Origin of the sequence: Bacillus sp. 103mf (assembly GCF_900116295.1) — a bacterium.
GTDB classification, from domain to species: domain Bacteria; phylum Bacillota; class Bacilli; order Bacillales; family Bacillaceae_G; genus Bacillus_A; species Bacillus_A bruguierae.
The window spans coordinates 1-26402 of the sequence record NZ_FPAF01000015.1; the positions used below are offsets into that span (position 1 = coordinate 1).

At 38.0% G+C, this 26402-nt stretch carries 28 protein-coding genes and 1 rRNA gene; 11 read left to right on the plus strand and 18 right to left on the minus strand.

Annotated features, from left to right (window positions below; genetic code table 11):
- A 16S ribosomal RNA gene (locus BM350_RS21545) occupies window positions 1-214 on the minus strand; the annotation flags it as partial.
- Between the two features lie 326 nt (window positions 215-540).
- Between BM350_RS21545 and BM350_RS21550 the strand changes: the two genes are divergently transcribed.
- Window positions 541-1227, plus strand: coding sequence for an MgtC/SapB family protein (locus tag BM350_RS21550; protein ID WP_090919032.1), 687 nt, complete (start codon window positions 541-543; stop codon window positions 1225-1227).
- Between the two features lie 133 nt (window positions 1228-1360).
- Window positions 1361-2356: an ion channel gene (locus BM350_RS21555; RefSeq protein WP_090919030.1), complete on the plus strand. Its 996-nt coding sequence runs from the start codon at window positions 1361-1363 to the stop codon at window positions 2354-2356.
- Here BM350_RS21555 and BM350_RS21560 read toward each other — a convergent pair.
- Complete coding sequence (locus BM350_RS21560; protein ID WP_139207753.1) at window positions 2346-2756, minus strand: YugN-like family protein; 411 nt, start codon at window positions 2754-2756, stop codon at window positions 2346-2348. The genes BM350_RS21555 and BM350_RS21560 overlap by 11 nt on opposite strands.
- Before the next feature lie 150 nt (window positions 2757-2906).
- A complete protein-coding gene (locus BM350_RS21565; RefSeq protein WP_090919029.1) occupies window positions 2907-4259 on the minus strand; it encodes a glucose-6-phosphate isomerase in 1353 nt (450 codons plus the stop codon).
- A 276-nt stretch (window positions 4260-4535) separates the two neighbouring features.
- Here BM350_RS21565 and BM350_RS21570 point away from each other — a divergent pair, with 276 nt between their 5' ends.
- On the plus strand, window positions 4536-4769 hold the full coding sequence (locus BM350_RS21570; RefSeq protein ID WP_035433268.1) for a DUF378 domain-containing protein: 234 nt from the start codon (window positions 4536-4538) through the stop codon (window positions 4767-4769).
- A gap of 187 nt (window positions 4770-4956) precedes the next feature.
- Here BM350_RS21570 and yugI read toward each other — a convergent pair whose 3' ends face one another.
- From yugI to BM350_RS21585, 3 genes are all read right to left on the minus strand, one after another.
- Window positions 4957-5301: a S1 domain-containing post-transcriptional regulator GSP13 gene (yugI, locus tag BM350_RS21575; RefSeq protein WP_090919027.1), complete on the minus strand. Its 345-nt coding sequence runs from the start codon at window positions 5299-5301 to the stop codon at window positions 4957-4959.
- A gap of 156 nt (window positions 5302-5457) precedes the next feature.
- A complete protein-coding gene (locus tag BM350_RS21580) occupies window positions 5458-6648 on the minus strand; it encodes an aminotransferase (protein ID WP_090919025.1) in 1191 nt (396 codons plus the stop codon).
- The gene (locus BM350_RS21585; RefSeq protein WP_139207752.1) at window positions 6645-7142 is read right to left on the minus strand and encodes an Lrp/AsnC family transcriptional regulator; all 498 of its coding nucleotides are present in this window, start codon (window positions 7140-7142) and stop codon (window positions 6645-6647) included. The genes BM350_RS21580 and BM350_RS21585 overlap by 4 nt, the downstream gene beginning before the upstream one ends.
- A gap of 113 nt (window positions 7143-7255) precedes the next feature.
- Here BM350_RS21585 and BM350_RS21590 point away from each other — a divergent pair, with 113 nt between their 5' ends.
- Window positions 7256-8224, plus strand: a complete 969-nt coding sequence (locus BM350_RS21590; protein WP_090919021.1) for a 2-hydroxyacid dehydrogenase — start codon at window positions 7256-7258, stop codon at window positions 8222-8224.
- A gap of 299 nt (window positions 8225-8523) precedes the next feature.
- On the opposite strand, the gene BM350_RS21595 is transcribed toward BM350_RS21590, so the two are convergent.
- A complete protein-coding gene (locus tag BM350_RS21595) occupies window positions 8524-9453 on the minus strand; it encodes an AraC family transcriptional regulator (RefSeq protein ID WP_090919019.1) in 930 nt (309 codons plus the stop codon).
- A 147-nt stretch (window positions 9454-9600) separates the two neighbouring features.
- Here BM350_RS21595 and BM350_RS21600 point away from each other — a divergent pair, with 147 nt between their 5' ends.
- A complete protein-coding gene (locus BM350_RS21600) occupies window positions 9601-10440 on the plus strand; it encodes an alpha/beta fold hydrolase (protein ID WP_090919017.1) in 840 nt (279 codons plus the stop codon).
- An 87-nt stretch (window positions 10441-10527) separates the two neighbouring features.
- On the opposite strand, the gene BM350_RS21605 is transcribed toward BM350_RS21600, so the two are convergent.
- The gene (locus BM350_RS21605) at window positions 10528-10779 is read right to left on the minus strand and encodes a DUF1871 family protein (protein ID WP_090919015.1); all 252 of its coding nucleotides are present in this window, start codon (window positions 10777-10779) and stop codon (window positions 10528-10530) included.
- A 116-nt stretch (window positions 10780-10895) separates the two neighbouring features.
- On the opposite strand from BM350_RS21605, the gene BM350_RS21610 reads away from it, so the two are divergent.
- On the plus strand, window positions 10896-12074 hold the full coding sequence (locus BM350_RS21610) for a MalY/PatB family protein (protein WP_090919012.1): 1179 nt from the start codon (window positions 10896-10898) through the stop codon (window positions 12072-12074).
- A 52-nt stretch (window positions 12075-12126) separates the two neighbouring features.
- On the opposite strand, the gene BM350_RS21615 is transcribed toward BM350_RS21610, so the two are convergent.
- The 7 genes from BM350_RS21615 to BM350_RS27085 form a co-directional block, all read right to left on the minus strand.
- Complete coding sequence (locus tag BM350_RS21615) at window positions 12127-12621, minus strand: GyrI-like domain-containing protein (protein ID WP_170857752.1); 495 nt, start codon at window positions 12619-12621, stop codon at window positions 12127-12129.
- Between the two features lie 207 nt (window positions 12622-12828).
- Window positions 12829-13209, minus strand: a complete 381-nt coding sequence (locus tag BM350_RS21620) for a hypothetical protein (protein WP_090919036.1) — start codon at window positions 13207-13209, stop codon at window positions 12829-12831.
- Between the two features lie 281 nt (window positions 13210-13490).
- Window positions 13491-14555 (minus strand): hypothetical protein, encoded by a 1065-nt coding sequence (locus BM350_RS21625; protein WP_090919008.1) that lies wholly within the window; start codon window positions 14553-14555, stop codon window positions 13491-13493.
- A gap of 165 nt (window positions 14556-14720) precedes the next feature.
- A complete protein-coding gene (locus tag BM350_RS21630) occupies window positions 14721-16076 on the minus strand; it encodes a HAMP domain-containing sensor histidine kinase (RefSeq protein ID WP_090919006.1) in 1356 nt (451 codons plus the stop codon).
- Window positions 16073-16747: a response regulator transcription factor gene (locus BM350_RS21635; protein WP_090919004.1), complete on the minus strand. Its 675-nt coding sequence runs from the start codon at window positions 16745-16747 to the stop codon at window positions 16073-16075. Before BM350_RS21635 ends, BM350_RS21630 begins: the two co-directional genes overlap by 4 nt.
- A gap of 795 nt (window positions 16748-17542) precedes the next feature.
- Window positions 17543-18097 carry a superoxide dismutase family protein gene (locus BM350_RS21640; protein ID WP_090919034.1) on the minus strand — a complete coding sequence of 185 codons (555 nt, stop codon included), beginning with the start codon at window positions 18095-18097 and terminating at the stop codon, window positions 17543-17545.
- Between the two features lie 133 nt (window positions 18098-18230).
- Window positions 18231-18401, minus strand: a complete 171-nt coding sequence (locus BM350_RS27085) for a hypothetical protein (protein WP_170857753.1) — start codon at window positions 18399-18401, stop codon at window positions 18231-18233.
- Between the two features lie 127 nt (window positions 18402-18528).
- On the opposite strand from BM350_RS27085, the gene BM350_RS21645 reads away from it, so the two are divergent.
- Entirely contained in the window at window positions 18529-18912 is a 384-nt protein-coding gene (locus BM350_RS21645) for a kinase-associated lipoprotein KapB (protein WP_090919002.1), read from the plus strand.
- A gap of 45 nt (window positions 18913-18957) precedes the next feature.
- Here the strand turns inward: BM350_RS21645 and kapD are convergent, their stop codons facing one another.
- Window positions 18958-19581 (minus strand): 3'-5' exonuclease KapD, encoded by a 624-nt coding sequence (gene kapD, locus BM350_RS21650; protein WP_090919000.1) that lies wholly within the window; start codon window positions 19579-19581, stop codon window positions 18958-18960.
- Between the two features lie 607 nt (window positions 19582-20188).
- On the opposite strand from kapD, the gene BM350_RS21660 reads away from it, so the two are divergent.
- A complete protein-coding gene (locus BM350_RS21660; RefSeq protein WP_139207751.1) occupies window positions 20189-21514 on the plus strand; it encodes an ArsB/NhaD family transporter in 1326 nt (441 codons plus the stop codon).
- A 327-nt stretch (window positions 21515-21841) separates the two neighbouring features.
- Here the strand turns inward: BM350_RS21660 and BM350_RS21665 are convergent, their stop codons facing one another.
- On the minus strand, window positions 21842-22330 hold the full coding sequence (locus BM350_RS21665; protein WP_090918994.1) for a hypothetical protein: 489 nt from the start codon (window positions 22328-22330) through the stop codon (window positions 21842-21844).
- A gap of 138 nt (window positions 22331-22468) precedes the next feature.
- On the opposite strand from BM350_RS21665, the gene BM350_RS21670 reads away from it, so the two are divergent.
- A complete protein-coding gene (locus tag BM350_RS21670; RefSeq protein ID WP_090918992.1) occupies window positions 22469-23152 on the plus strand; it encodes a DNA alkylation repair protein in 684 nt (227 codons plus the stop codon).
- A 527-nt stretch (window positions 23153-23679) separates the two neighbouring features.
- The gene (locus BM350_RS21675) at window positions 23680-25056 is read left to right on the plus strand and encodes a glycine--tRNA ligase (RefSeq protein ID WP_090918990.1); all 1377 of its coding nucleotides are present in this window, start codon (window positions 23680-23682) and stop codon (window positions 25054-25056) included.
- 96 nt (window positions 25057-25152) lie between these two features.
- Here the strand turns inward: BM350_RS21675 and BM350_RS21680 are convergent, their stop codons facing one another.
- Window positions 25153-25530, minus strand: coding sequence for a hotdog fold thioesterase (locus BM350_RS21680; RefSeq protein ID WP_090918988.1), 378 nt, complete (start codon window positions 25528-25530; stop codon window positions 25153-25155).
- A gap of 94 nt (window positions 25531-25624) precedes the next feature.
- Here BM350_RS21680 and BM350_RS21685 point away from each other — a divergent pair, with 94 nt between their 5' ends.
- A complete protein-coding gene (locus BM350_RS21685) occupies window positions 25625-26368 on the plus strand; it encodes a DUF3298 and DUF4163 domain-containing protein (RefSeq protein WP_090918986.1) in 744 nt (247 codons plus the stop codon).
- Window positions 26369-26402: the final 34 nt, after the last annotated feature.

Here is a 26402-nt window from a genome sequence, read left to right on the forward strand (position 1 = left end):
GCCTTTCAATTTCGCACTATGCAGTGCAAAATGTTATCCGGTATTAGCCCCGGTTTCCCGGAGTTATCCCAGTCTTATAGGCAGGTTACCTACGTGTTACTCACCCGTCCGCCGCTAACTTCTTAAGAGCAAGCTCTTAATCGGTTCGCTCGACTTGCATGTATTAGGCACGCCGCCAGCGTTCATCCTGAGCCAGGATCAAACTCTCCAATAAAGTTAGTTTGTCTAGCATCATAAATAAAAATTGACGTTTCACGTTGTTTGTTTCGTTCAGTTTTCAAAGAACTTATCCGCCGCTCAATTGCGACTTTCTTATGTTAACACCTTTGTTTTTCGATGTCAACATTGTTTTTCATTTCTTTTTTCTGTCTGCTTTCTGCTTTCGTGCATCAGCGACGTTTATTAATATATCATGGTGAATTTCGAAATGCAACACCCTTTTTCAATATTTTTTATAAAAACTGGCCAAATTTCCTTCCTTGTACCATATACTAAAAATATCAGTTCATCTATTACACTAAATTACGGGGAGGAATACAAATGGAACACTTCGATTTATTACTTAAGTTAGGCCTCTCTGCCATTTTAGGATTTGCAATTGGTTTAGAACGTGAATTAAAGCGAAAACCACTAGGTTTAAAAACTTGCTTAGTTATTTCTATTATCAGTTGCTTGCTTACCATCGTTTCGATTGAAGCAGCTTATAATTTACCTAGCTCACTTTCAAACCGAATTGGCATGGATCCTCTCCGCTTAGCAGCTCAAGTTGTATCAGGAATTGGTTTTTTAGGAGCAGGGGTTATTTTACGTAGAGGTAACGATAGTATTGCAGGCCTGACTACCGCCGCCATGATTTGGGGAGCATCAGGAATTGGCATTGCAGTGGGAGCCGGTTTTTATCTAGAAGCTATTTCTGGTATGTGTTTTCTTATGATCAGTGTAGAACTTATCCCTTTTGTAATGAATATTTTAGGACCAAAGTCCCTCAGGCAGCGTGAAATTGCTGTAAACCTTGTCGTGAATAGTATGGAAAATATCCCTACCGTCATCGATGACATAAAAAAGATGGATATAAAAGTTAAAAACATGAAACTTAAAACATTAGAAACTGGAGCCCATTTCATACAAATGAAACTATCTGTTGACCAAAAAATACGTACAGCTGATGTATACTATGCAATCCAACAGCTTAATAGCGTTCAACAAACCGAAGTGGAAAGTATCTGACAACTCCCTCACTTATGAGGGGGTTTTTCTTTTTTCATAATGGCAACAATATAAAGTGAAACTTCCATCAGTGGGGGTCTTACTGTCCACGAATAGCGGGATAACTATATTGATGCGGGAGGAGCTACAAACATTGAATGCAAGAAGTAGTATCTTAGATACATTTCGCAATTCTATTATTTTACGTCTAGTCACCTTAATTAGCTTATTCATTCTCTTCTTTGGATTTCTTATACATAAATTAGAACCCGTTCACTTTCGAACATGGTTTGACGGTATATGGTGGGCACTTGTCACAACGTTCACTGTTGGATACGGCGATTACGTTCCTCATAGTATACAAGGAAAAATCCTCGCAATTATTCTCATTTTGTTAGGAACCGGATTCGGTTCTTATTATATGGTTTCATTTGCTACAGAAATGATTAGTAAACAATACATGAAAATAAAAGGTGAAGAGGCTGCCTCTTGTCATCAACATATGATCGTCGTCGGTTGGAACGAACGTGTAAAGCATGTAGTAAGTCAAATGCGCGTATTACAACCAAACCTTGATATTGTCCTTATAGATGAAACACTTCCTTTGCTGCCAAAGTCATTTCATCATCTACAATTTATTAAAGGCTGCCCTCATCATGATCATATTTTACTCAAAGCAAACATTCGTACTGCACATACTATTTTGATTACAGCTGACAAAGAAAAAAGCGAGAGCTCTGCTGATACACAGTCTATTTTAACCATCTTAACAGCGAAAGGATTAAACCCAAATATATATTGTATCGTTGAAATGTTAACTTCCGATCAAATTCATAACGCTAAACGAGCAGGTGCAACAGAAATTATTGAAGGAAATAAATTAACAAGTTATGTGTTTGCTGCTTCTTTATTATTTCCTTCGATTTCAGAAGTGCTGTTTACAATTTACAATGAAATTACTGCGAATAAATTACAACTCCTGTATATTTCTGAGAAATATGATGGAGAAACATTCGAATATTGTAACTGCGATTTATTAAAACAAAACATACTCTTACTCGGCCTACAACGTGACGGGCACTATCATATAAACCCTATTCATTCATTTACTCTGAAAAAAAATGATTTACTAATTGTAATTAAACATTAAGAAGATATACTTCTAATTCCCGAACTAGAGCTTTTCCAATATCAATATATTTCGCTTGAATATCTCCGTCTGGATCTTTCGGCTCTGTAAACTGATCGAAAGACGTTATCCCTGCTGTAAATGTATTCACTTCATCATCTAATTCGTCTTGATACACATGTGACAGAAGGTATGGTGTATCAAGGCGAACGATAACTCCATTTACATCGAGTTCTCCTTCAACTGCCGTAAACGGTAATCGTAAAAATTGATATCCTTCCTCTTCATCTATTTTATAGTCAAAACATCCCTTCTCATAATCCCAATTCCCGCCGATTGTATAGCCCAGCGGCTTTAATATTTCTTCTAATTTGAAAAGGGCAAACGTTTTTCCTTGTAGCTTCGAATGAATCTGAATCAAATGGATCATCCTTTCTAGATTTTTTTTAGCATGCCCAATTCGAACTCCATATATCGGCAATTCGACACAGTATAAGGATTCCTCAATATTATCCGACACGTATTTACTATAAAAAAAGCTGTTGGGATGATCCCAACAGCTCCGCTTTTCTTATTTCAAGCGTTCTTCTAATTCTGCTTTTAGTTCTTCGAATCCTGGTTTTCCAAGCAAGGCAAACATGTTTTTCTTGTATGCTTCTACGCCTGGTTGGTCAAATGGATTTACGCCTAGTAGGTAGCCGCTCATCGCACATGCTTTTTCGAAGAAGTATACGAGATAACCGAATGTATACTCATTTAGTTCAGGAATGTTTACGATTAAGTTCGGTACACCACCATCGCTATGTGCAAGTAATGTTCCTTCGTATGCTTTTGTGTTAACGAAGTCTACTGTTTCGCCAACAAGGTAGTTTAATCCATCTAAATCGTTCTCATCTAATTCAATTTTTAGTTCATGTGTAGATTTGCCTACTTTTAGAACTGTTTCAAATAGGTCGCGGCGTCCTTCTTGAATGTATTGACCTAAAGAATGAAGGTCAGTTGAGAAGTTTGCGGAAGATGGGAAAATACCTTTTTGATCTTTTCCTTCACTCTCACCAAACAATTGTTTCCACCATTCAGCGAAATATTGAAGTGCTGGTTCATAGTTGACAAGCATTTCAATTGTTTTTCCTTTATTGTATAAAGCATTACGTACAACTGCATATTGGTAAGCTGGATTTTCTTCAAGCTCTGATTTCGCAAAATCATCATGACCTGCAGCTGCCCCTTGCATCATTTCTTCGATATTTAAACCACTTACAGCAATCGGCAATAAACCAACTGGTGTTAATACAGAGAAACGTCCACCAACATCATCTGGAATCACGAATGTTTCGTATCCTTCTTCGTCAGCTAATGTTTTTAAAGCACCGCGCGCTTTATCTGTTGTTGCATAAATACGTTTACGTGCCTCTTCTTTTCCGTATTTCTCTTCTAATAATTTACGGAAAATACGGAATGCAATTGCAGGTTCTGTTGTTGTACCTGATTTAGAAATAACATTAATTGAGAAGTCTTTACCTTCTAATACATCCATTAAATCTTTCATGTAAGTGGAGCTAATGTTTTGTCCAACAAATAGCACTTGTGGCGTTTTGCGCTGTTCTTTAGACAGCATATTGTAGAAAGAATGATTTAACATTTCAATCGCTGCTCGTGCTCCTAAGTAAGAACCACCAATACCAACAACAAGTAAAATGTCAGAGTCATTTTTAATTTTCTCCGCACACTTTTGAATGCGAGAAAATTCTTCTTTATCGTATGCAAGAGGAAGTTCTACCCAGCCTAAGAAATCGTTTCCTGCCCCTGTTTTTTCATGGATTGCATGGTGTGATACTTTTACTGCATCACGTAAGTATGTTAGCTCGTGTTCACTAATGAACGATAATGCTTTTGAATAATCAAACGTTACATGTGTGCTCATTTTTTTGCCTCCAATACAATGTCTATATGTATTTCTGTCTTCACTTTAGCGAAACAACCGTTGTAAATCAAGCGAACTACAAATTGTAAGCGTACCCAATTTATTTTTTTTACAAAATCGTCATAACTTCTGTCCTTTGTATAGATAAGTATACAACGAGAATTTTAAATTTTTTTGTATAAGAAGGGCAAAAGGTATCCATTCTATAAAAGAAGCTCGATAAGCGAGTAAACGTAGCTCGTTTGCGCTTCATCATTTAAGGAGGGACTGCTTAAAATGAGTACATTACAACGCATCGCTTTAGTATTTACGATTATTGGCGCAGTAAACTGGGGACTCATTGGCTTCTTTCAATTCGATTTAGTAGCAGCTATATTCGGCGGACAAGATACAGCGCTTGCTCGAATTATCTACGGCATTGTAGGTATTTCAGGTTTAATTAACCTTGGTTTATTATTTAAACCTTCTGAAGAGCTTGGAACACACCCAGAAGCACGCCAAGTTAGATAACTCTCTTATGATTTTATAAAACACATATCTCCGCTTGTTTTATAAACAAGTGGAGATTATGACGCTTCTCTACCTTCCGACATACGGGCGTTTCTTTATACTGATTACAAGTGCAGCAAAAGAAACGTTTGATTATTTTATATCATAATGTAACACGAATAAAAGCAGGGAGCATAACTCCCTGCTTTTATTTTGTAATTTGTGATTCTTCAATCCACTCTGTTAACTTTTCTCGTAATGTGTTAAATCCATTTGCAGATGGATTTGGAATACGTACTTTCCCTTGTTTCCATTTGGCAGCCTTCAATGACAAACCCATTTTTCCGTTCTTCTTATCAACTGAAAGTACCTTTACTTCCACTTCATCTCCGACTTTTAAAAAATCATGAATATCTTTCACATATCCATTTGTAATTTCAGATATGTGCACAAGCCCTTGTGTTTCTTCATCTAATGCAACGAATGCTCCGTAATCTTGAATTCCTGTTACTTTCCCCTTTACAACCACTCCAGTTGGATATTTATTTAACATAAGAAACACTCCCATATGTTTACCTTTTGTATTAGTAAATTATACCACCTAGTTGGATTTGATTCAAAATTCATGAAAAAAATCCCTTTAACATGTATAAATCTTCAAATATGGGGATAAAATACTAACACATGGCTTTCTAGTATTCCCCCCCTTTTATGGACAAAACGTATTACGTTTTGTCCTTTTTTCATTCTCTACAAATCGTTCCATACGTTTCATTGCTTCCATAAGCTGTTCAAGTGACGCGGCATACGAACAGCGAATAAACCCTTCTCCACTCTCGCCAAATACACTTCCAGGTACAACAGCGACTTTTTCCGCTAACAATAAACGTTCAGCAAATTCCGCCGAAGATAATCCAGTCGAACGAATCGAGGGAAATACGTAAAATGCTCCGCCAGGCATATGACATTCTAATCCCATTTCATTAAACGAAGTTGCCATAAAGTTTCGGCGTTGTTTATAGCTCTCACGCATACGAATAACCTCTTGTTCTCCTGAACGCAGCGCTTCTAACGCCGCAAATTGAGACATCGTCGGCGCGCACATCATCGAATATTGATGAATTTTTAACATTAGTTCTGTAAAATGTTTAGGAGCTGCAATTAACCCAAGGCGCCAGCCTGTCATCGCAAAGCCTTTTGAAAAGCCAGAGATTAAAATCGTATGATCACGCATATGTTTCACACTTGCAAAACTTGTATATGTTTCATCGTAAACAAGCTCGGCATAAATCTCATCAGATAATACAATTAAATTGTATTTCTCCACAATAACAGCAAGCTTCTCCAATTCTTCTTTATTTAAGAGCGTTCCTGTCGGATTGTTTGGAGAACATAGTAAAATCGCTTTCGTATTCGATGTAATGACCGATTCAATTTGATGCGGCTGCACTTTAAATTCATTCTCTGGAGATGTAGACACAGGTACTGGTACACCGCCCGCTAACGTAACAAGCGGCGCATATGATACAAAGCTTGGTTCAATAATAATTACTTCGTCACCAGGATTAACAATGGTACGCATTGCCACATCTAACGCTTGGCTTGCCCCAACTGTTACAATGATCTCTTCTTTCGGATCATAATCGACTGAAAATTGTTTGTGTAAATATTTTGATATTTCTTCACGCAGCTCTAACAATCCAGCATTCGCAGTATAGGCTGTATACCCTTCTTCTAACGAACGAATACATGCTTGTCTTACATTCCAAGGCGTCACAAAATCAGGCTCTCCAACTCCTAATGAAATAACCCCTTTCATACCGGCCGCCAAATCAAAGAACTTGCGAATACCGGATGGTTGTAAAGATTGTGCTACTTTTGATAATTCAAATTTACTCATGGTGCCACCACAATTCGTTTATCATCATCTTTATTTTCATATATAATTCCCTCATGTTTGTACTTTTTCAAAATAAAATGCGTTGTCGTTGATACGACAGATTCAATTGTCGCTAACTTCTCTGCTACAAATGTTGCAACTTCAGCCATCCCTTTTCCTTCTATCGTAATGGAAAGGTCATATGTCCCTGACATTAAATACACCGACTTTACTTCTGGATATCGGTAAATTTGTTCTGCTACCGCATCAAATCCAACGCCATGCTTCGGTGTAACTTTCACATCAATCATTGCTGTTAAACCTGTATGTTCTTTTACCTTTGTCCAATCAATCAGTGTTACATAATCGACAACCACTTTTTCTTTTTCTAATTTCTCAAGAATTGCTATTACTTCTTCTATATCTATGTTTAACATTTTGGCTAATGTTTCTTCAGATAATCGGCTACTTTTCTCAAGACAAGCTAACAATTCTAACTCTTTTTCTGTCATCACAATCTCCCTTTCCTTTTTGGATATTTTCTAAATTATACAGACTGCTTTTCCTATTTGAAAAGAAGATTTTTTTAAGGAATTATGTGACAATAAAATAGAAAGGGGCTGACACTGTGAAACAAAAAGTCTACATTGCAGAAAAAGTGCCTGCATTTGTTGAAGAATATATTGCTGAGCATTATGAATACGAAAAGTGGGATAGTAATGAAAAAATCCCGCGCCATGTACTATTAGAGAAAGTAAAAGATAAACACGGACTATTAAATTTCGGGGCTATTATTGATGATGAACTACTCGAAGCAGCTCCGCAATTGAAGGTAGTGAGTAATATTTCAGTCGGCTATGATAACTTCGATATCACAGCCATGAAGCAAAGAAACATAATCGGAACGAACACACCATACGTGTTAGATGATACTGTCGCTGATCTTGTCTTTGCGTTAATGTTATCTGCATCGCGCCGCGTTTGTGAACTCGATCGTTACGTAAAGTCAGGACAATGGAATGCGGAAATTGGAAAAGAGCATTTCGGCTTAGATGTTCATCATCAAACAATCGGAATCATCGGCATGGGACGCATCGGGGAAGTTGTTGCAAAACGCGCAAAATTCGGCTTCGATATGGACGTTTTATACTACAATCGCAGCCGTAAAGAAAAAACAGAACGCGAGCTCGGCGCAACATATTGCGAATTAGAAACGTTACTGCAAAAAGCAGATTTTATTGTCCTTCTAACACCATTAACAGAAGAAACGTATCATTTAATCGGGGAAAAAGAATTTAATATAATGAAAGAAACAGCCATTTTTATTAATGCATCCCGCGGAAAGACAGTAAATGAAAGAGCATTAATTGAAGCGCTGCAACAAAAGAAAATTTTTGCAGCAGGCATTGATACATTTACACAAGAACCAATCGAAAAAGATAACCCGTTGTTATCTCTGCAAAATGTCGTGACGCTTCCTCACATTGGTTCTGCGACGTTAAAAACACGCCGAACTATGGCAATGACAGCAGCAAAAAATTTAGTAACTGGATTGCAAGGACATACACCGCCGAACGTTGTGAATGAACTAAAATAATGAAAACGCGCCTGTTTTGACAAGCAGGCGCGTTTTCATTATTCATACCCTTTTTGTAACTACTCAGCTATACCTTTTAGAAATTTGGAAAAGGGGATGATTTTAGTGAAAGCGTGTCTCTCTATTACTTATAAATTCGTTTTTTGGCATATAGACTGTTGTCATGCAAACAGGGCAGGAGCCTGCACTTATTGTCTACTTTTGTTTTCAAACCTTGCACGTGGCAGGAAAGGCCCTGACCGCTCCCATGCATCGCCAGTCCCTCTCTCCATTTAAAAAAATGCTTTTCTGTCGGTTTTTCATAAAGTAACTGAGTAGTTACCCCTTTTTTTAATAGGAATGTATAAGTCAACCTTTGCCTTCCCTTCCGGATCAGTTGCTGGGTTATTCATACAAAATTCAAGGCATGGTTTATCATCTGCATCGTATTCACTATTAGGGAGCCATTGTCCAAAAATACTTTGATAAGCAAGGGCAAATTTATCGAGAGTATCATGAAACTGATACAAAGCGTATGTACCTCCTTGTAAAGTTTTATATTGTATGTCATCATTATTTTCTTTATAGAAATCTTTCGGGATTGTTACACACGCATCGTAGCGACAAGCATATTCATCAACAAAATTAGGATCATCTAATGAAATTCCAATCGAATATTTTGTTTGGTCAATCCCATGTTTATGTGCCCATTCTCCCAATTTACTCCATGCCTGAAAAGTTTCTAAATAGCTCCCAACGTGTCTCACATACGCTACTTCATAATCAGGTAATTCTTTAATCATAATATTCATTGTCCATATCCTCCTTAACAAGTTATTGTTGCTATCATTAGCGTAACAAACGGAGGTAGACATCTCTTCTTGATTCTTGCTCATATATAACGAAATATTGCTATTATGAAAATTATTTTTCCTAACATCAGTAGGAACGATATGAAAGTGCTTTTTAAACAATGCATGAAATGTGGATGATGATTCAAAACCACAGAGGTTACTGATCTCTAATATCGATTTGTTCGTTTCTGTTAAGTAGTATATCGATCTTTGAAGACGTTTTTTATTCACAAAAGACATCGGGGTTTCACCAATAATAGCTTTAAAGATCCTACTAAAATGATACTTAGAAAAGTGCGATACTTGAGCTAATGAATCAAGATCAATTTTCTCAGCGTAGTGATCTTCAATATATTTTATAACCGTTTCAATTCGGGTTTGATAATCATTCTTCATGTAAACTCTCCTACTCCTTCGCTAATAAAAACTTTCAATTCCCCTAAAAAAATTCTCACTTACTACCGCTTTTCCTTCTCGTTCCTCTAGGATAATTCCTACCTAAAAAGGAGATGATATGAACAAAAAAACAACGGAGTGATGAAGATGGAAAACGAAGTTCAACTCCCTCACTTCATCTTTTCTACAAGAGGGATGATAATTCATTATGAGCTCTACCAGTCTGTCAATGCCGAAGAAAAACCAACATTTGTTTTAATTCATGGGTTTCTCTCTTCAACCTTTAGCTATCGACGTCTCATTCCCCTTTTAACAAAGCAAGGGAATGTGATTGCTCTAGACCTACCGCCATTTGGAAAAAGCGATAAATCCTATCATTTCACATATTCCTACCAGAACCTCGCAACAATTGTCATTGAACTTATGGAACATTTACAAGCAAAAAACGTTATTTTAGTAGGGCATTCAATGGGAGGACAAATTGCGCTATATGTAAACAAATTGCGGCCTGATTTAATTCAAAAGACAGTTCTTTTATGCAGTTCAAGTTATTTATCTCGGGCGAAACTGCCGCTTATCTATACTTCCTATTTACCATTCTTTCATTTATACGTAAAAAATTGGATTGTAAGGCGAGGAATCGTCCATAATTTAATGAATGTTGTTCACGATCATTCTTTAATCGATGACGAAATGATGCAAGGCTATGCAGCGCCTTTTTATGATAATCGCATCTTTCCTGCACTTACCCGCATGATTCGAGATCGCGAAGGAGACTTAACGTCAAAAGAACTACAAAAAATCACAACACCTACTTTGCTTGTTTGGGGAGAAAAAGATCGTGTTGTTCCTATTGAAGTTGGACACCGCCTACACAATGACCTGCCGCATTCACACTTTATCTCTTATGAAAACACAGGACATTTATTACCTGAAGAAAAACCAGAACACGTATGCGAAGAAATTATGACTTTCTTAGCTAATTAACCTAAAACAAGAAGCGGATATCGAAAAGCCCACCTCCCGTAAACTTTTCGATACCCGCTTCTTATACCCTTGCTATTCAATAAGAACTTATAGACTACAACTTCCGCCGTCTTTTAATAATAACAATTGTTCTGCTAACCATTGACATTTTTCAATCGGCAATGTTCTATCAAATGATATTAAATAAATGTGCTGTATTTTCTTTGCGATATATTTTGCATCATCAAATGTACTTACAATGTAGACGATGTCGCTTGCTTCCGTTTCATAAAATTCCGGCCCCATTTGAAACGGATCCCACTTCTTCACAAAGTCTATCATCTTCTCATATGTCCCCATACACTTCCCGCCTTTTTCTTAAATTCCACTTCCCTTTATCGTATCATATCAGCTATGCTAGAAAAAATGATAGAACTTTCAGCATATTCATCCCAGAATCGAAAGGAGCAATAAATATGGGGAACTTTAACGAAATGATAAATCGCCGCGGAACAAACTCCGTTAAATGGGATACACATAAAAACGAGGAACTTCTTCATGCCTGGATTGCAGACATGGACTTCCCTGTTCCCTCACCAATTCAAGATGCTTTAACAAAACGTTTACAACACCCTATTTTCGGTTATAACACTTCAAGTGAACAAATAAAAGAAGCAATTTGTCATTGGGTAAAAACACAATACAATTGGGTTATTGAAAAAGAATGGCTTGTCTTTAGCGCCGGCATCGTTCCTGCACTTAGTGTTTCTGTACAAGCTTTTACTGAAAAGCAAGATTCAGTGCTTGTACAACCGCCTGTATATTCCCCATTTTTCGAAATGGTAGCAACGAATGGGCGCCAAGTGCTGACTAATCCGCTGCGCTTAGAAAACGGTGTTTACAAAATGGATTTTGAACAGTTAGAGAAACAATTTCAGCAAGATATAAAACTGATGTTTCTGTGTAGTCCTCACAATCCAATTGGACGTGTATGGACAGCGGAAGAGTTAACAAAACTCGGTGCACTCTGCGAATTGTATGATGTAACCGTCATTGCAGACGAAATTCATGCTGACATTATCTTTAATGGATGTAAACATATTCCACTTGCCTCTTTATCACCAAACTTAGCGAAGCGAACTGTTACATGCATCGCCCCAAGTAAAACATTTAATATTGCTGGGCTGCAAGCATCGGTTATTATTATTCCAAATGAAAAGCTGAGAGATGCCTTTACCGCTGTGCAGCATCGCCAAGGCTTTCATGGTTTAAACACATTTGCTTACGCAGCAATGCAAAGTGCGTACACAGAATGCAATGAATGGCTAGCAGATTTGTTAGCTTATATAGAAGAGAATGCACGATTTGCATGTGACTTTATTAAACAGCATATTCCGAAACTATCCGTCATTCAGCCTGATGGTACGTTCTTACTTTGGATTGACTGCTCCAAACTTGGACTCACACAAAGTAAACGAATGGAATTATTAGAGACAAAAGGAAAAATCATTGTAGAGCCTGGAGAAAAATTTGGTGCCGGCGGTGAGCATCACATTCGTTTAAATATCGGCTGTCCACGCCCTGTATTAGAAGATGCGCTCCGCCGCTTACAATGTACATTTGCGTGTACTTCTAAAGAACAGCTACCTATGTGATTTGAATCTGGTTATTATAATAAAAGAGCTGGAAATTTTCTCTCCAGCTCTTTTATTTATCCGCTATGTTAGCTTTTATTGGTATCCACACTTCTTCTTTTGCGTTTAAATCATCTGGACGATAATTATCATCCATAATTTCAAAATGCTCCCTTACATCTAAGCTATAATTTGAATTCGGTAACCACTCTTGAAAAATATACTGGAATGTGCTCAAATCAGACGCTGTTCCTTGATGGATAAAAACAGCATATAAGCCTCCTGCTAACGTATGCGTTGATAGTTCTGAAGAAGTATCATTTTCGAAATGTTCCACCTCAACAGCAGCCCATTTTTCATAAGTATAGTTCATATCATTCAAATTTAAAGGGGTGCTTAACACCTTTACAGAAAGAAAACAAGAGTTACTTCTGTAAGGGATACGATTTCTTAATGGCATAAATGTTTTCCATATTCCCATTGTGACTTCAGGGTCTTTTACAAAAGTTGTTTCTTTCCTAATTCCAACAATGTTTTTTGCTGGGATACTTATTATTTTAGGCTCCATTCTTTTCTTTCCTCTCATTATTACTATTTAACATAAATATGTAATAGTCTAGCTATATTAGGAGTTTGATTAAAATTTATCCTTCTTAATGTATGTACGTGTTCTCTATATACCCGAGTTAAAAAAACGACATAAAAACCCCTTTCCCTGCCACATGCGAGGTTTAAAACAAAGAGAGCAAGCGAGTACCATTCGCTTGCCGTTTTTTCATAGCTTCGTATGTATCCGAATTCCTTTTGCTTTCTCTTTTTCACCCTTCACACTTACACTCAATTCATATGAGCCAGGTTTCGGTGCTTCAAAAGAAAGCAGACCCTCTTTTTCGGAAGTGATTTCTTCTTCATGAATAACCTGATCGCCTTTTATGACTTGCAATAAAATTGTACCTTCTTCAACGGATGCTTCATAAGGAATCTCCACATTTCCATTTTCAACTTTAATCGTTTGTACTTCGTGAGAACCTTGCAGAGAGCCAATTTTCAAAGTAGTTTCTCCGTTGTTTTGAACCTTTGTGATTTTTGTTGCTACATTGCATGCGCTTAACAATACAACAAGCGTAAGAATAAGAAGTGAACGTAATAATTTCATAGAATCCCCCTTTTGTGTATGTACATGTTCTATTATAAAGGATTTTCCAAAAATCAACTGAAGGATATACGTAATTCGGAAAATATATGATGTATATCCTTTCATAAAAATCCGCTTCTGCGCCAAACCAAAATCTGTATGATGATAGATTCATAAAGTGTCCGGCGCAGTAGCGGTAATTTAAACTTTCCGAAGTCAAAAATTATAGCGAACACCGGAAGCTTGCGCATAATTAATTATTTTGTTCCTATTCACGCCACTCTCTTTTTTCTGCTTCAATTTTAATTATCTCTTCCACAATGCGTACACTTACCACGCCGACGATAATAGTAAGCGATGGCAGCAAGACCAAGTGCTACTCCCCATGGCACCCAGAAAATCATAGGTCCAATCGTTCCCCATATCTGACTGAGAAGGAGGGTATCGGCTGGCATAAAGTGTAATATCACAGCAAGAAAATTAAAGGTAAAGACAAATCCAGCTGCAGTTACCGCAATGGCTATAATAGAAGCTGGAACTACTGCGAGCATGATAGGAACTCTTTTACCGCCAATGAACGGGAACCAATCGGGGAATATTTCACCCCATTTTTGAATCAAACCAAGTGTAAGAATCCCTCCGCCTATGCAAACAGACCCAAATACCCACTCTGTTATATGTGCCATAGAATTAACTGTTGAGAAATCGTGAAAGAATTGCTGGTCTACTCCTAAAGGTATATTAAGTGCCCATGCAAAACGTGTGATAGCATAAGGAATAGGCGCAAGAGCCGCGATAATGGTCAACCATCTTCCCCAGCGTACCAATAAAAATGTGTTTCCTTTCTCTGTCCGTCCACAGTATTCACAAGCATCACGGGTCCTACGTTGATATGCAACAGCAGTCAAGATCCAAAGCAGAGCACCTATAATACAAATAAGCTGATTGAACATAATCCAGTTAAAAGCAAACTTAAATAAAAAGGCATAAGCCATAGCTGCGATTAAGCTAATATCAGGAATAAAAAGAAGCAAGGCAACGGCAAAACACCAAGCAAAAGTAAGGAATAGCCACCTAGGAAGAACACCTCTCCATATTTTTTGCATAGCTACACCAATCACTGTTCCTAATAAACAAAAAATCACAAAAATGAGGCCACAAGCTTTGGATGGAAGATAAGTAACCATGGCCGCAAACAATCCCATCCCATCACTTTTGAAGGGATAACCCGCCCCTCCAAGTAACCAATAGAGCTGTACAACGCCGTAAAGCAGTGACCACCCCGCGGCGCCATATCCAATCCATAAGGGCCATCGCTTAAAGCCTTTCCCAATCTTTTCTTCCATTATCGGCGATGAAGTTTCCATTGAAATTCTCCTCTTTTCTTTACTATTTTACATACCTACGAAACGAATCGAATGGGGTATTAGCACTTACTTATGTTTCATAAATTTAACCCCACCATCATTCTAATCAGTGAAGATTAAAATAACGGTGGGGTCTAGTTTAAATTTCGTTTAACTTTTGTCAGATTACCACATTTCAATTTTTTCATATAGATAAATACAAGTTCCGTTCATCGAACTTGTTATTTTCCATTCAAGATTCATTTCTTGGAGCATCAATGAAACAATGGATAAACCAATTCCTGCTCCTTTTTCACTGGAGATGCTATCCATTCCAGGGCCTTTGTCTTCAACAACAATAGCAGTCCTTCCATCTAACTCTTCCAAGCTTACACCAACATACCGTCCAGCTTTTGCGTGTCTAACAACGTTTTGGAATAGATTATCTAATATACGGGTAAACCAGTGCGGGTCAACATTCCACATTAAAGCTTTTTCTGCCAAATGAACCTCCACTTCAAATCCTTCCTTTTCAAATATAGGAAACCACCCTGCAACGGAAGTCCGAGTTAATCGGATCATATCTGTCTCCTTCTGTTGCAAAGTATATTTCCCCGCCGATAATAACGTGTAAGAAAGAAGGTTTTCGAGCAATTGGCTAAGAGCATCTACTTTTCTTTCAATCAAATGAAGCGATGCCTTCCCTTTAGGAGATAAGGTTTCCTTTTGCAATGAATAAGCATGTCCACGGATGGTAGTGAGCGGTGTCCGTAAATCGTGTGATATATTAGCAATCAATTGTTTACGAAGAGCTTCCTCCTCCAGTTCACATTTCCTACTGCTCTTCAACTCGTCAATCATATGATTGAATGCCGACCCTAGTTGTGCAATTTCGTCCTTTTTACGAACGAGAATTTTCTGAGGAATGCCGTCCTCATCGACTTCGGCCATTGCGGTTTGTAGTTGAACGAGACGCCTGCGAATTTTCGAGAAAAATACCCAAGATGCAATTAGAAAAATTGCAAAGACAAGTACAAAATATACTAACAAAAACTTATCATCGATGACGGATGCACTAGGTGGCTGTGTAACGAAAAGAGGGACTTGAAAAACCATAAAGCCTTGGCTCTGGTCACCGCCAATAAAAGCAATAATTGTGAACATATCATTATCAACATTTTTCTTCATAAACTTAGTGCTTTCCTGAAACGTCCATTGGTCAGGTATACTCTTTTTTTGGGGAAGCTTGAGCTGTGTTTTGCCTGCGGCGTCAACCCAGAACATTGTCGCCATTGAATATCGTTCTTTTAACGAATAGATTTGTTTGTCCACTTGATTTGGTGGTGCCCCGTCCAACTTGTCCGCCTCATCATTCCACATTTGTTCCAACTTTTTTGTATCTATATACTTGACCTTTTGTTGCATATCCTTGTCTAGTGTATATTTCGGTAAATAATAAAGAGGTAAAACAAACGGCCATAAAACGAGCGCAGTTGTAATAATCAACAAATATCTAGCTAACAGCGAATGTCGGAATTTCATTGTTTCACCCTATATCCAATACCGCGAATTGTTTCAATTATTTGTGGCTTACTTGGCTCCTGCTCTACTTTTTCACGTAAATGGCGGATATGTACCATTAAGGTTTTATCTCCTTCGATATATGGATTTTCCCATACGGCCTCATAAATTTGTTCTTTTGTTAAGATTTGGTTTGGATGACGGAGTAAATAGGTGAAAATTTGAAACTGCTTAGCCGTAAGTATGATATCATTATTCGATCTGGAATCCACAATGCGGTTCTCATTCAAATAAATGCGGAGATGTGATAGTACAATGAGTGGGGAGCATATCTTGTCAAACCGTCTAAGAAGCACTTCCACCCGTGCCCCGAGTTCATCGGGATGAAAAGGCTTTGTCATATAATCATCCGCAAACTGCAGCCCTTGCAATTTATCATCAATCGATGATCTGGCAGATAGCATTAAAATAGGGGTCTTTGGAAATTCCTTTTTCAACCGCTGTCCAACTGAAAAACCATCCAATCCCGGAAGCATAATATCAAGGATTACTAGATCGATTTCCGTCATATGTTCAATAGCACCTTCGCCTGTGGTAATCCAAGTTACCTGATAGCCCCGTTCGAATAAATCTTCACATACCCAAGCACCAATTTCCTTATTGTCTTCAATATATAGAAGCTTCCTTTTCATGTAATCCCCTTTCTGAATCCCCCACCTATCTTCTTTAGAAAAGCGGAAGCGGCTCGCTTAGAATGTGAGGGGGATAACATTTCTGACGTAGAGGTGTTTTTTACCTCTTAGGAAGAAGCGAAGCCACCGAACATTCTAGCCACTGGAACTAGACAGCGTTTCTCTCTGAATCTTGAAGTGAGGGTCTTACTGCTCATAAATTCCAGGATAAAATGGTAATATTGTATATTAATAGGTTATATAAATACAAACTAGGGTATCAAGTAGTACAACAAATATTTTCAGGTGATAAAGTGAAACTTCCATCAGTGGGGGTTTTTTCATCCCCCACTGATGGTTAGCCCGCCCAATCGGGCTTTTACGGGCAGTTATCCCCCACCTATCTTCTTTAGAAAAGCGAAAGTGACTCGTTCAGAATGTGAGGGTGATGGAGCTTCTGACGTAGAGGTGTTTTTTACCTCTTAGGAAGAAGCGAAGCCACCGAACATTCTAGCCACTGGAGCTGGACAACGATTCTCTCTCAATCTTGAGGTGGGGGTCTTACTGCCCACGAATAGCGGGATAAAATCATAAAGTAAAGCTTTCATGTTCGTTCTTCGACGGCTACTTATCTTCGTGAAATTGTCCGTGCTTTAACAGATGTCGCACACGAATATGAGTTACCTTACACGAAGGACCGAATTTTGTTGAATCACTTTGTGCCCGCATCCAATAACTTGTATCGGTGATTTTAATATCGAAATATACAAAGGCCGCCGAGACCTTCCTGGCAGCCTTTACAACGTACGGTTTTCTTTATTTCCCTTTTTCCTTCTCTTTTTTTAGATCCGAAGCCTTTTTCACAATCACACCGCATACAATACGTTTCCCAGAATTTCCTGCTGGCTGTGTCATCCCATCGTCTGCATTTTCCGTAATGATAAGCGATGCACCGTCTTTTCTATTCATTGTTGTTTTGCCTTCTTTTAAAGCCACTTGCGGTGCCGTAATATCTACCTTAATCTTCCCTTCGCCATCCGCAATCACATTCGGCAAATCTCCATTTTCAAATCCTTTTGGATGTAATAACCCATGCTTCTTTTTATTTGGATTAAAATGATCCCCAGCAGAAATAAAGTCCGGTGCTTGACATTGCCCTACTTCATGAATATGTACTCCGTGTACACCAGGTGTAAGCCCCTCTGCTTTAATCGAAATCTTTACTCCGCTTGATTGCTGGGCAACCTTCGCCGTTCCTACTTGATCTCCAGAAGCATTATACAGCTTCACTTCTATTTCTTTCGGGTTCTCTTTCGCACATCCAGCAAAGAGGATAGCTGCAAAACATCCCAATACGAGTTGCTTTTTCATCCATGTTCCCTCCAAACTCATTCTGTTTTTATATTGTCCGAGCCTAGAAGGAAACATACAAAAACTCCTGCACGAAAGCCGACAATTCTCGAAGAAAAGACGTCTCTAATCGCCAGGTTCGTCTAGCTAATGTTTACCGTTTTTCCATAATCCGTTTTTCCATCTCTTTCAAATTTTCCGCTTCTCTTTCTGATGATTTAATAAACATACGCCACGTAGCAATTGCTCCGATTATAAATAGTACACATACAATGGCAGGTATAATATATTCTGTCTTATCTTCCGGAAAGTATAAAGGCATCATAACTGTTCACTCCTTTGTTCATTTCCTTGCTACAATTGATTATACAGAAATTTCAGTCTAAATAAAACTTCCTTTCTTCTTTGACTCATTCTCTTCCATTGCTTACTATGAAAAAGGGGTGAAAAATATGAATGAAACATTCCAAATTGGCGATGTTGTAACAGGTATTTATAAAACAGGTAAATACATTGGGGAAGTCACAAACGTTCGTCCGCAGCATTATCTTGTAAAAGTGCTCGCTGTTGTAAAACATCCTATGCAAGGCGACCTGCATAATGTAAAACAAGCTGATGTACCTTTTTTCCATGAACGCCGCGCCTTAGCATTTCGCGAACAAACGAATATCCCGCAACCAATGGTGAAACGCTATGAAGGCGATGTGCCAGATTATAAGGAATCACTGCAAAAAGCATTAACAGAGCAAATAAGGCAATTACAAGAAGACGACACGCCATTCGCGCAGCGCAGCTTACAAATGCTAGAGCAGTTAAAGCATGATTATCAATTGTAAAAACAACAAAACGACCAAATTACAATTAAAATTGTAATTTGGTCGTTATTGTGCACTCACTCTTTTTAATACTTTTGAAAAGTCTACAAGCTCACCAAGTGTCGGAGGAGCTGGTTTTACTAAGTATTGCTTATCTTTCTCAACAAGTTTAAAAATATTATATGTCGTCATCGCATCGTCTAACGCACAGTGATGCTTACCTGTCCCGACCTTTCCGTATGCCTCAATTGCTTTCCATAATCCAGTTTGGTTGCGCTCTCCAAAAAAACGCTTATACTCTAATGATAAGTCACGACATTGTCCTGCAAATGGATAAGGAATATTAGCTACTTTGCAATTATTCTTCAGCACTTTCATATCCATATTTCCCCACGTCACAACCGTTGTATTGCAACGTTTTTCATAGCTTGCTAGTCGTTCAACAAGCATCGCAAATGAAATTCCATTGTCCACCGCTTCTTGCTGAATTCCTAAAAATGTTTTGCACCGTTCTGTTAATACCGAAAAAGTTGCTGGTTTTACATAAGAAGAATACGTATCAACTACAACATGATTCACAACCGAGACAATTCCGACTTCAATAATTTCCGGAAAAAACCCTTTTGGTTTTTTGCGATTTTGAGGCATCGTGAACTCAAAATCTAAAAATAAAAGTTGTTGTTCATCCATACGATCCCTTCCTTATAAAGTGAAACTTCCATCAGTGGGATCTCCTTCATCCCCCACTGATGGTTAGCCCGCTCAATCGGGTATTAACGGGCACTTATCCCCCACCTATCTTCTTTAAAAAAGCGGAAGCGGCTCGTTCAGAATCGCAGGACGCCCACGCCCCTGACAAAGAAGCGCTTTTTGCCTCGTCCAAGGGGGCGAAACGACCGGAGATTCTAGCCGCTAGAGCTGGACAACTTTTCTCTCCAAATCTTGAGGTGGGGGTCTTACTGCCCGCAAGTAGCCGGATAAACTCTTCCATATTCATCCAGTATACTATAACAAATAACGACGAACACTTTTCAACTTACGAATTTTAATGTAACGACGTAACCCAAATGAAAATTTCTCTTCATACATTCCATGAGATGTATCTTATATATATGTCAAATAGCAGCAAATATTTGCAAAAACAAGAAAATAGCTTAATTCATTTTTGCAGAAAATATGACAAAACTGGGGCTTTCATTTACAGCATACATTTTTCTACTTTATAATGACTTTAATTGTGTTTATTTCGCAATTGTATCAAATACTAAGAAAAAACTACTGAGAGGAGATGAGATTTTTGCACGAAACAACACAAGAAATTGCAAACTGGCAATACTATTTTGCAATTGTTGTCTTTTTAGTTACATATGCCATTATCATTTCTGAAAAAATTAATCGTGCTGTCATCGCGCTGCTCGGTGCAGCCTTAATGGTCATTGTAGGCGTTGTTGATTTACATAACGCTTTTACAAAGCATATTGAATGGGGAACGATTACCTTACTTATTGGTATGATGATTTTAGTTAACATTACAAGTAAGTCGGGAGTCTTTCAGTACGTTGCGATTAAATCCGCTAAAAAAGCAAAAGGAAATCCAATTCGCATTTTAATTATTCTTTCCTTACTAACTGCAGTTGGTTCTGCTTTTTTAGACAACGTGACAACTGTTCTTCTCGTTGTACCAGTTACACTATCTATCACACGTATTTTACAAGTTAATCCTGTTCCGTATTTACTATCAGAAATTATTTTTTCAAATATCGGTGGAACAGCTACACTTATCGGTGACCCGCCAAACATTATGATTGGCTCATCAAATAAGCATTTAGATTTTAATGCCTTTTTAGTGAACTTAGCTCCAATTGTAATCATTATTATCGCTGTAACAGCGGTTATGTTGTACTTCACATACAGGAAACAATTGGTAGCTGACCCGATTCAAATAAAAAAACTAATGAGTTTAAATGAAAAGCAATATATTAAAGATCCAGTGCTCATGAAAAAATCATTAACGGTACTTGGCCTTACAATCGTCGGCTTTATGACACACTCTATTTTTCACATTGATGCAGCAGTTATCGCCTTAACAGGAGCAACTGTATTAATGTTAATCGGCGTGAAAGAACATGAAATTGAAGATGTATTTGCGCATGTAGAATGGGTTACTATTTTCTTCTTTGCTGGTTTATTCGTCCTTGTTGGCGGCCTGATTGATATCGGTTTAATTAAGTCGTTAGCACAGCAAGTATTAAATGTAACTGGCGGTGACATTTCCTTCGCTTCTGTACTTATTTTATGGGTATCAGGTATCGCTTCTGCAACGATTGACAACATCCCATTCGTTGCAACAATGATTCCACTTATTAACGATATGACAGTCGGACTTGGCTTAACACCAGCTGATGCACAAGTTGATGTACTTTGGTGGGCATTAGCACTTGGTGCTTGTTTAGGAGGAAACGGAACATTAATCGGGGCATCTGCAAACGTAATTGTTGCAGGTATCGCAAACCGCGAAGGGCATGGCTTTAGCTATATGGAATTCTTAAAAGTCGGCTTCCCAATTACAATTGTTTCATTAATCATTTCGAACATTTATATTTATTTACGTTACTTAATGTAAATAAAGTGAAACTTCCATCAGTGGGGGTTTTCTTCATCCCCCACTGATGGTTAGTTGAACCAATCGGGGTCTTACTGCCCTAAAGTAGCGGGATAAATGCAAATTAAAAACCAACATGAACCCTTTCTTTTTAAGTGGACAAGAGCTTCTGGCCATGCATAGAAGCGGTCAGATCCTTATCCTGCCCCATGCGTCGTTAAAACAAAGAGAGAAAATGAGTGAAGATCACTTTTTGTTTTGCATGGCAGCGACGTATCTGCCGAAAAATCAAAATGGATTTATAAATAAAAAAAAACGGAAGGAATCCCCTTCCGTTTTTTCATTCTCTCAATATCTCGGTTCATTATTTCGAATCACAAATAAATGGATTGGAAGGAAAATAGAACATGTAATAACGTGTAGAACTGTATATAGTACTGCATTTGTTGTGTATCTTTCAAACAATAAATAAATAACATAAATTCCCAATACAAACAACAGAATTGACGATACAACATTTAAAAACGGAATCCATCCGATAATAAAGCAAGCAACATATACACCAACTAACTTCCAACCTGATTGCGGCTGCATAAATTGCGGAAATTTCTTTCCAATTAAATCTCCCCATGTTTTACAATTTAAAAATGGAATAAATGCAAAGAAAGCATCTTCCAATCCATCTGCTTTTGCCATATGATACAAAGCAAATGCCGTTAACAAATACGCCACCAGAGCCCAAACTAAAAAGATAATAACAAAAATAAGTCCTAACGCTAAAAACCAGGCTATAATCCCATCATTCGGTACACCGTCTATTACAATTTGACTCTCCATCCTAATACCCCCTTCTGTCTTAGTTCCATTCTTTTTCTATATATTCGTCACGAAAAGTATTAAGAAGTGGATAAAAAAATTTTTATCTTTACCAAAAAGCGGTACACTTAAATAAAAAAACGAATAAGGAGTGAAAATATGCACCCTTTCACTGAAAGCTTACAAAAACACTTTGAAGCACATCGAAACCGTGAAAAAGCAGAACCAATGGAACGTTATATGAAAAAACACTTTCCCTTTCTCGGCATTCAAACACCAGAGCGAAAGCAATTGTTCCGTGAAGTACTGCAAAGCGCTGAAGCACCGAAAGTAGCAGACCTTCCCGTTATTATCCGCGAACTTTGGGCACTGCCAGAACGAGAATTTCAAATGCTCGCTTTAACTCTACTAGATAAATATCGAAAGCACTTAGATGAAACGCATATCCCACTTTTAGAAGAGCTCATTACAACAAAATCATGGTGGGATTCTGTAGATATGCTCGCAAGCCATTTTATCGGCCTTATCTTAGCAGCGCATCCACACTTAGTCGAAGTGTATGTGCAAAAATGGATGGCATCTCACAATATGTGGCTGCAAAGAACATGCCTTTTATTTCAACTCAAGTATAAAGAAAAAACAGATACGAAACTTCTCTTCTCGTTAATCGAACAGCTCAGTCACTCTAAAGAATTTTTCATCCAGAAAGCAATCGGCTGGGTACTTCGTGAATACGCAAAAACAAATCCTCAAGCTGTTTGGGAATTCGTACAAACGCATGACCTCGCACCGCTTAGTAAGCGTGAAGCAATTAAACATATTAAAACTGTATTTGTACAATAAGTTTTGGGCTATACTACATAACAGACACTGCATGGACTAAGCAAAACACACGTATCTCTATTGTGAATTAGAAAAGAACATGATAGAATATGGTCATCTATTTTTTAAATATGGTAGCGATGAAGGATAAATAAGTACTTGCAAAAAAGAAGCGATTCAGGGATGGTGCAAGCCTGAAACTGCAAGGAAACAGGCAGTCCCGAGCAATACAGTATAAAGTGGACATACACAGTTGTGTGTCAACTAGGGTGGAACCGCGGGCAAACGCTCGTCCCTAGGCAAATAAGCCTTGGGATGAGCGTTTTTTTTATTGAAAAGCGAAAGCGGCTCGCTCAGAATATGAGGGGGATGGAGCTCCTGACGCAGAGGTGCTCTTTACCTCGCAGGAAGGCGCGAAGCCACCGAATATTCTAGCCGCTGGAGCTGGATCTATTGAAAAGCGGCAGCGGCTCGCTCATCTAATCGCTTCTCCAAGTACTACACCACCTTTCATCGCCAATACGTTATCTTTTAAGGAGGAATTGGAAATGGCTTCAATGGAGCAAATCGTAAACTTAGCAAAGCATCGTGGTTTTGTTTTCCCTGGTTCTGAAATTTACGGCGGTCTTGCAAATACTTGGGACTACGGTCCACTTGGTATCGAATTAAAAAACAACGTAAAAAAAGCTTGGTGGAAAAAATTCATTCAAGAGTCTCCGTATAACGTAGGTTTAGATGCAGCAATTTTAATGAATCCAAAAACTTGGATAGCATCTGGACACGTTGGAAACTTCAATGATCCAATGATCGACTGTAAAAAATGTAAGGCGCGCCACCGTGCTGATAAATTAATTGAAGATGCACTAGAAGCAAAAGGTATCGAAATGATCGTTGATGGTCTTACTTTCGATCAAATGGCTGGATTAATGAAAGAACACGAAGTAAAATGCCCAGATTGCGGCAGCGAAGACTTCACTGAAATTCGTCAATTCAACTTAATGTTCAAAACGTTCCAAGGCGTGACAGAATCTAGTACAAACGAAATTTTCCTTCGTCCTGAAACAGCACAAGGTATTTTCGTAAACTTCAAAAACGTACAGCGCTCTATGCGTAAAAAGCTTCCATTTGGTATCGGCCAAATCGGTAAAAGCTTCCGTAACGAAATTACGCCTGGTAATTTTACGTTCCGTACGCGTGAATTCGAACAAATGGAACTTGAATTCTTCTGCAAACCTGGCGACGATTTAGAGTGGTTCACGTTCTGGCGCAACACTTGTAAAAACTGGCTTCTTTCACTTGGTATGAATGAAGGAAGCATGCGTCTTCGTGACCATGGTGAAGAAGAATTATCTCACTACAGTAATGCAACAACTGATATTGAATTTAAATTCCCATTTGGCTGGGGCGAACTATGGGGCATCGCGTCTCGTACTGACTTTGACTTAAACCGTCATATGGAACATTCTACTGAAGACTTTAATTATGTAGACCCACAAACGAATGAACGTTACGTACCATACTGCATCGAGCCATCTCTTGGCGCAGATCGCGTAACATTAGCATTCTTATGCGATGCATATGAAGAAGAACAATTAGAGAACGATTCTCGTACAGTTCTTCGTTTCCACCCAGCATTAGCACCGTTTAAAGCAGCTATCCTGCCGCTTTCTAAAAAGTTATCTGAAGGTGCTGGGGAAGTGTTCGCAGAGCTTGCGAAAGACTTTATGGTAGACTTCGACGAAACAGGCTCTATCGGTAAACGTTACCGCCGCCAAGACGAAATCGGTACACCATTCTGTATCACTTATGACTTCGACTCTGTTGAAGACAAAGCAGTTACAGTCCGTGACCGTGACACAATGGAACAAGTACGTATGCCAATTACTGAACTAAAAGACTTCTTAGAGAAGAAAATTCAATTCTAATGAAAAAAGGACTGCTTAAAGCAGTCCTTTTTTACGTGCTCATCGATATATCAGCGGAAGTAGAAATAGTCCATCTCTTCTCAATATGAATCGTTTTTATCTTTTTTCTTTTACCGCAACTGTACATCTTGAAATACAAATTAAATTATTTTCTTCATCAATAATTCGAATGTCCCAAACCATAGTCGTCTTCCCTTTATGAAGCGGTGTTCCAATCGCAGTGACTATGCCGTCTCGTTTAGACTGCAAGTGATTTGCATTAATTTCAAGACCAAAACAAATATATTTATCTTGATCAATTAAATTATATGTACCGACACTAGCAACTGTTTCTGCTAAAGCAACAGATGCTCCTCCGTGTAAAAAACCAAATGGTTGATGCGTACTTCCATGCACTGGCATCGTCGCCACAACCTTTTCCTCTGTCATTTCTAATAATTCAATACCTAATGCTTCCATTAATGTTTTAGACATCTGGTTGTCCCCTTTCAAATTACCAAAAAATGCATAATAAAATCTATTTCTTTTCAAACTATTAGTAAATCTATAATACATGGAGGTATATTATATGAAGAAACTATTATATATCATGTTACTTTTTTTCCTCTCTACTGCTATTGTACCAAAAGAAACAATAGCAGCCCAAGCATCTAACATTACAATTGAAGTTCATACTGCAACACAAAAAGGTAAAAAACCTTATTTGGAATATCAACTCAATTATCCACAATTTCATAACATTTCGGATGGACAATTTCAAAAGAAATTAAATACGTATTATGAGAAAAGCATAAATAGGTTCAAAAAGAAATTAGAAAAAGATGCAAAAACATATTATGAACAATCAAAAGAAACCGATGCTCCGTTTCATCCATATGTTGCGAATGTTGACTACAAAGTTCCATTCAATGCATTTCCATTACTCAGTCTATATGTAAACTATTATCAATATACAGGCGGTGCTCACGGCATGTATGAATGGAAAGCAAATACGTTTGATGTTCAGCAGAACAAACCGCTTCGCTTAGCAGATTTATTTCAAAAAAATAGTCAATATGAAAACATCATTAAGACCGAAATCGTTAGACAAATCGAGCAAAATAAGGAGAATTTCTTTCCAGATGCTGCCGAGAAAGTAATGAATGAAAAAAAACTCAAATACGTTTTAGAACAAGAAAATTTGGTGATTTATTTCCCGTTATACGAAATTGCACCATACGTCAGTGGCATTCCACAATTCCGTATTCCTTATACGCTACTTCGTGAAGTGTTAGAGCCGAAGTATCAAAATATTTTAATTGACAATACCTAAACAGATTCAGTACTATAATGTTAACCAAACAACG

What these genes read in the sequence shown, in the direction of transcription:
- BM350_RS21675 (WP_090918990.1), top strand. Translation starts at nt 23,680, where the DNA reads ATGGCTTCAATGGAGCAAATCGTAAACTTAGCAAAGCATCGTGGTTTT.
- BM350_RS21630 (WP_090919006.1), bottom strand. Translation starts at nt 16,076, where the DNA reads ATGAAATTCCGACATTCGCTGTTAGCTAGATATTTGTTGATTATTACA.
- BM350_RS27085 (WP_170857753.1), bottom strand. Translation starts at nt 18,401, where the DNA reads ATGATGCCTTTATACTTTCCGGAAGATAAGACAGAATATATTATACCT.
- BM350_RS21680 (WP_090918988.1), bottom strand. Translation starts at nt 25,530, where the DNA reads ATGTCTAAAACATTAATGGAAGCATTAGGTATTGAATTATTAGAAATG.
- BM350_RS21685 (WP_090918986.1), top strand. Translation starts at nt 25,625, where the DNA reads ATGAAGAAACTATTATATATCATGTTACTTTTTTTCCTCTCTACTGCT.
- BM350_RS21580 (WP_090919025.1), bottom strand. Translation starts at nt 6,648, where the DNA reads ATGAGTAAATTTGAATTATCAAAAGTAGCACAATCTTTACAACCATCC.
- BM350_RS21570 (WP_035433268.1), top strand. Translation starts at nt 4,536, where the DNA reads ATGAGTACATTACAACGCATCGCTTTAGTATTTACGATTATTGGCGCA.
- BM350_RS21635 (WP_090919004.1), bottom strand. Translation starts at nt 16,747, where the DNA reads ATGAAAAGGAAGCTTCTATATATTGAAGACAATAAGGAAATTGGTGCT.
- yugI (WP_090919027.1), bottom strand. Translation starts at nt 5,301, where the DNA reads ATGTTAAATAAATATCCAACTGGAGTGGTTGTAAAGGGGAAAGTAACA.
- BM350_RS21640 (WP_090919034.1), bottom strand. Translation starts at nt 18,097, where the DNA reads ATGAAAAAGCAACTCGTATTGGGATGTTTTGCAGCTATCCTCTTTGCT.
- BM350_RS21615 (WP_170857752.1), bottom strand. Translation starts at nt 12,621, where the DNA reads ATGGAGCCTAAAATAATAAGTATCCCAGCAAAAAACATTGTTGGAATT.
- BM350_RS21610 (WP_090919012.1), top strand. Translation starts at nt 10,896, where the DNA reads ATGGGGAACTTTAACGAAATGATAAATCGCCGCGGAACAAACTCCGTT.
- BM350_RS21565 (WP_090919029.1), bottom strand. Translation starts at nt 4,259, where the DNA reads ATGAGCACACATGTAACGTTTGATTATTCAAAAGCATTATCGTTCATT.
- BM350_RS21620 (WP_090919036.1), bottom strand. Translation starts at nt 13,209, where the DNA reads ATGAAATTATTACGTTCACTTCTTATTCTTACGCTTGTTGTATTGTTA.
- kapD (WP_090919000.1), bottom strand. Translation starts at nt 19,581, where the DNA reads ATGGATGAACAACAACTTTTATTTTTAGATTTTGAGTTCACGATGCCT.
- BM350_RS21550 (WP_090919032.1), top strand. Translation starts at nt 541, where the DNA reads ATGGAACACTTCGATTTATTACTTAAGTTAGGCCTCTCTGCCATTTTA.
- BM350_RS21605 (WP_090919015.1), bottom strand. Translation starts at nt 10,779, where the DNA reads ATGGGGACATATGAGAAGATGATAGACTTTGTGAAGAAGTGGGATCCG.
- BM350_RS21625 (WP_090919008.1), bottom strand. Translation starts at nt 14,555, where the DNA reads ATGGAAACTTCATCGCCGATAATGGAAGAAAAGATTGGGAAAGGCTTT.
- BM350_RS21665 (WP_090918994.1), bottom strand. Translation starts at nt 22,330, where the DNA reads ATGGAGAGTCAAATTGTAATAGACGGTGTACCGAATGATGGGATTATA.
- BM350_RS21600 (WP_090919017.1), top strand. Translation starts at nt 9,601, where the DNA reads ATGGAAAACGAAGTTCAACTCCCTCACTTCATCTTTTCTACAAGAGGG.
- BM350_RS21595 (WP_090919019.1), bottom strand. Translation starts at nt 9,453, where the DNA reads ATGAAGAATGATTATCAAACCCGAATTGAAACGGTTATAAAATATATT.
- BM350_RS21645 (WP_090919002.1), top strand. Translation starts at nt 18,529, where the DNA reads ATGAATGAAACATTCCAAATTGGCGATGTTGTAACAGGTATTTATAAA.
- BM350_RS21670 (WP_090918992.1), top strand. Translation starts at nt 22,469, where the DNA reads ATGCACCCTTTCACTGAAAGCTTACAAAAACACTTTGAAGCACATCGA.